The organism is Segatella buccae ATCC 33574 (genome assembly GCF_000184945.1).
GTDB classification, from domain to species: Bacteria; Bacteroidota; Bacteroidia; order Bacteroidales; family Bacteroidaceae; genus Prevotella; species Prevotella buccae.
Genome location: NZ_GL586330.1, coordinates 1 through 515, shown reverse-complemented (window position 1 = coordinate 515; position 515 = coordinate 1). Strand labels below are relative to the sequence as shown.

General features: G+C 55.5%; 1 protein-coding gene. It reads right to left on the bottom strand.

Going from position 1 to position 515, the window contains the following annotated elements; all coding sequences use genetic code 11:
- The coding region (locus HMPREF6485_RS13130) for a DDE-type integrase/transposase/recombinase (RefSeq protein WP_004347265.1) at nt 1–515 on the bottom strand (515 nt) is incomplete at both ends.

Genomic DNA, 515 nt, shown 5'->3' with positions numbered 1-515 from the left:
ATTGAAATCGTGCAGGGAAACATGGATGGCGGCATTGAGATCGTCCAGACTGGAGAAAGTCATCCCCTCTATGTCCAGGTAAACGGAACGGTAGAGAAGCTTCACGGTGTTCTCAACCAGGGCCTTGTCCTTGGGGTGGCGTACACGGGCGGGATAGACCGCACAGCCGTAATGCTCGGCAAAGGCGGCGAAATCATCATTGATGACCGGCTCGTTACGGTCGCTCCGTGTGACGGCCGCCTTCAGATTGTCGGGGACTATTGCCGCCGGAGCCCCTTCGAAATACAGCATGGCATTCTCGCATCCCTTGATCAGGTCTTCCTTGCGCTGCGACCATACGGCCTCACAGTAGGTGTAATGACTGAACGGCAGGACAGCGACAAAAACCTCGGCCTTCTTCGTCTCGCCTGTCATCCCATCGACAACTTCAAGCCTGTCACCGGCAAAATCAACATACACCTGGTCTGCGGCATAGTGCTCGACATGGCCGACGACCTTGATGTGGAACTTGTACC